This window comes from Streptomyces boluensis (genome assembly GCF_009908195.1).
Classification (GTDB): Bacteria; Actinomycetota; Actinomycetes; order Streptomycetales; family Streptomycetaceae; genus Streptomyces; species Streptomyces boluensis.
In genome coordinates this window covers 1-3,607 of sequence record NZ_JAAAHS010000563.1, presented here as the reverse complement: position 1 = coordinate 3,607, position 3,607 = coordinate 1, and the positions used below count along the sequence as shown (strand labels likewise).

The 3,607-nt window shown below is 71.1% G+C and carries 4 protein-coding genes; 2 read left to right on the top strand and 2 right to left on the bottom strand.

Translation table 11 applies throughout. The features are described 5' to 3' along the window. Together GUY60_RS35875 and GUY60_RS35870 are read left to right on the top strand one after the other, a co-directional pair. Positions 1-1,567: PTS fructose transporter subunit IIC (locus GUY60_RS35875; RefSeq protein WP_161705612.1), on the top strand; the 1,567-nt coding region annotated here is incomplete at its 5' end. Positions 1,568-1,695: 128 nt separating this feature from the next. Beyond that, the gene (locus GUY60_RS35870) at positions 1,696-1,947 is read left to right on the top strand and encodes a hypothetical protein (protein ID WP_161705610.1); all 252 of its coding nucleotides are present in this window, start codon (positions 1,696-1,698) and stop codon (positions 1,945-1,947) included. 75 nt (positions 1,948-2,022) lie between these two features. Here GUY60_RS35870 and GUY60_RS35865 read toward each other — a convergent pair whose 3' ends face one another. Continuing rightward, positions 2,023-2,811, bottom strand: a complete 789-nt coding sequence (locus GUY60_RS35865; protein WP_161705608.1) for a DUF6227 family protein — start codon at positions 2,809-2,811, stop codon at positions 2,023-2,025. 129 nt (positions 2,812-2,940) lie between these two features. Next, positions 2,941-3,607: P1 family peptidase (locus GUY60_RS35860; protein ID WP_187370212.1), on the bottom strand; the 667-nt coding region annotated here is incomplete at its 5' end.

The window sequence follows — 3,607 nt, the reverse complement described above, 5'->3', positions numbered from 1 at the left end:
CCCGAGTGCCGAACCCGCCCCCGACCGCGCCCCGTTCAAGATCGTGGCCGTCACCTCCTGTCCGACCGGCATCGCCCACACGTACATGGCCGCCGAGTCCCTGGAGAACGCCGGTCGTGACGCCGGGGTCGAAGTCGTCGTGGAGACCCAGGGTTCGGCCGGCTTCACCCGGCTCGACCCGGACGTGATCGCCGCCGCCGATGGCGTGATCTTCGCCCATGACGTGCCCGTACGGGACAGGGAGCGGTTCGCCGGGAAGCCCACCGTCGACGTGGGCGTCAAGGCCGGCGTCAACCGTCCCGCCGAGCTGATCGCCGAGGTGCGCGGCAAGGCCGAGCGCGGCGAGACCACTGCCGGCGCCGCCGCCACTCCGGTCGAGGGCGCGGGCGACGCGGGTGACGGCTACGGCACCAAGCTGCGCAAGTGGCTGATGTCCGGCGTCAGTTACATGGTTCCGTTCGTCGCCGCCGGCGGCCTCCTCATCGCCCTCGGATTCGCCATCGGCGGCTACGAGATCAACGAGGCCAAGTCGGTCGCCGAGCACTTCGTCTGGACCGAGTCCGCGAGCTGGGCGGCGCTGCTCTTTCAGGTCGGCGGGCTCGCGTTCGCCTTCCTGGTGCCGGTACTCGCGGGCTACATCGCGTACGGCATGGCCGACCGGCCCGGTCTCGTACCGGGATTCGTCGGCGGCTCGGTGGCCGTCACCATCGACGCGGGCTTCCTCGGCGGACTCGCCGCCGGTCTGATCGCCGGCGCCACGGTCATGGCCATCCAGAAGGTGCGGATACCCGCTGTGCTGCGCGGGATCATGCCGGTGGTGGTGATTCCGCTGATCTCCTCGGCGGTGGTCGGCTTCCTGATGTTCCTGGTGGTCGGCAAGCCGATCGCGTCCCTGCAGAGCGCGCTCACCGGCTGGCTCGAGTCCCTCACCGGCGCCAACGCGATCATCCTCGGCGTCATCCTCGGCCTGATGATGTGCTTCGACCTGGGCGGCCCGCTCAACAAGGTCGCGTACGCCTTCGCCGTCGGCGGCCTCGGCGCGGGCGCCACCGAGGGCAACCTCAAGGTCATGGCCGCGGTGATGGCGGCCGGTATGGTGCCGCCGCTCGGCATGGCCCTGGCCACCACCGTGCGCGGCAAGTTGTTCACCAAGGCCGAGCGCGAGAACGGCAAGGCCGCCTGGGTACTCGGCGCCTCCTTCATCACCGAAGGCGCCATTCCGTTCGCGGCGGCCGACCCGCTGCGCGTCATCCCCGCCTCGATGGCGGGCGGCGCGGTCACCGGCGCCCTGTCGATGAGCTTCGGCGCGACTCTGCAGGCCCCGCACGGTGGCGCCTTCGTGGTCCCGCTGATCGGCCAGCCGCTGCTGTACCTGGTGGCGATCGTCGCCGGTACGTGTGTCTCGGCGGGCATGGTCGTGCTGCTCAAGGGGATGCGCAAGCAGGGCCCCGAGCAGAGCCCGGCCCCGGCCCCGGTTGCGACGGAGGCGGCGGCGACGCAGGGAGCGCAAGGAGCTCAGGGAGCTCAGGGAACGGAAGCGGTGAAGGAGCCGGTCGCGGCGGCCTGAACGCACCCGCCTGAACGCACTCGCCCGTACGACATCGCTCCGCGAGCGCTGCGATATAGCTCACTTCGGGACCTAAGTCCCGTTGTGGGCCTGTCGTAGTTCCTGGTCCGTGTTGTCTACTGGCCCGCATGTTCGATCAGATCTCGTTCCCCCAGCAGATCGGTCTGTCCGTGCTCGCCGTGGCGGGCGCCGTGTGGGCCGTCGGTCTGGTGCGGATGCTGCGCAGGGACCGGTCCGAGGTGACGGTCTGGCGCGGGGCGCAGTCGCTGTACGCCATGCCCCGGCAGCGCTCGCACCCCGCCGACACCGTGGAGCTCTCGGCCGCCGAACGGGACGCCTTCATCGGTCTCGTACGACAGCTGACCGACGGGCGTCCCTGAGGATGGGCGTCCCTGAGGATGTCCAGGACGGAGCCGTCCCTGAGGATGCTCAGGATGTGGCCGTCCTGAGGAACTTCAGGACGTACGGGACGCCCGCCGCTCCATCGCCGCGCGTGCCGTGGCCTCGCTGACGTACACCTCGCACATGTGCCGGCGGTCCGGCGTCGCCGTGTGCTCGACCTCCCACAGGCTGATCTCGCTGCCGTCGCCGAGCAGGAACGCATGCTCGTACAGGGCGAAGCAGAGCCCCGTCGTGCTCGTCCGGCACGGGTTCCCGAAGGCCTGCGTGATCTGGTGCGCGACCGCGGAGCACAGCAGCGCCGCCGTCTCGCCGCCCGGCCGGTCGCCGTTCTCCGCGCGGCGCAGCAGCCGCCTGGCGTGGTCCGCCGAGTCGTCCGGAGCGTACGAACGCTGCAGCGGGGCCGGGGCCACGATCAGCCGGACGGTGTCGAGCATCGAGGGCTCGCAGCCGGGAACCCGGCCGTCCGTCGTGTCCGCGCAGCCGGGTCCGCAGCCGGTGCTCGGGAGCAGCCGGGACGCGGCGATCCTCGCCTCGCCCTCCTCCACGTACAGCTCGTGGCAGATCTCCGTGCGCTGCACGCCACCCGGACCGGTGTTGTGCCGCAACTCCCAGAGCGTCAGGGCCTGGCCGTCGGCGAGCAGGAACGTGTGCCGGTGCGTCTCGCGGTACAGCCCGGCGCTGTGGTGCGCCGAGCGCAGCGAACTGTCGAACGCGAGCGCCGTCTCGAGGCGGGCTATCGTCTCGTCGGGCAGCTCGAAGGAGTTCAGGGCCTGTCCGAGGAGTCCTTCGAGGTGCTCCTCGGGTGTCTCGGGCGTCTTCGGCGTCTCGTACGGAACGCTCAAGGCATACTCCCGGCGTCACTCGCGTCGCTGCATGTCACCTTGTGACCGCTCACCGTAGCCCCTGGGCGGAACATCATGTCCGGGGTTCGGGAAAACGTACGAGCCCCCCTTGGAAGTTCCCGCACTCACTCAGGCGTACAGCTCTCCGTACGCGGGGAACACCCCGCCCGGTCCGTCCACCGACTCCGCGGCCATGACCGCCCGGACGATCGCCCGGGTCACCGTGTCCGCGCCCGCCGCGAGGATCGCGTTCACCACCGCGAGCTGCTCCAACTCGCTCTCGGGCAGCGCCTGTTCACCCGTCACCAGCGTGAAGACCGTGTCGCCGTCATGGAGCAGATGTACGGGGCGGATCGCGCGGGCGAAGCCGTCGTGGCTGGTGCCCGCGAGCTTCTGCGCCTGCGCCCGGCTGAGCGTGGCGTCCGTGGCGACGACGGCGAGGGTCGTGTTCAGCGGGCTCTGCGGGCCGGCGGCGCGTTGGGGTGCGGTACGGGGCGCGCTGCCGGTCGCGCGCTCCGGGGGCGGCGTGCGTCCCGGTTCACCCCCGACCCTGCGGCGCTCCGACTCGGCCTGCGCTTCGGCGAGTTGGGCTTGGGCGCGGGCGTGGGTTTCGGGGGTGGGTGCGGGTGCGGGTGCGGGCTCCGTGTGCTCCTGTCTGCGGCCCTCCTCTACCTGGTCCTCCTGGTCCTCCTGGTCCTCGAAGTACCGCCCGTACAGCGTTCCGGAGCGTGGATCCGTCACCGAGCCGACCGCGTTCACCACGACCAGCGCGCCGACCGTGTGGCCTGACTCCAGG

Excerpts from the sequence above, each read along its gene's own strand:
- GUY60_RS35870 (WP_161705610.1), top strand. The coding sequence starts at position 1,696 with ATGTTCGATCAGATCTCGTTCCCCCAGCAGATCGGTCTGTCCGTGCTC.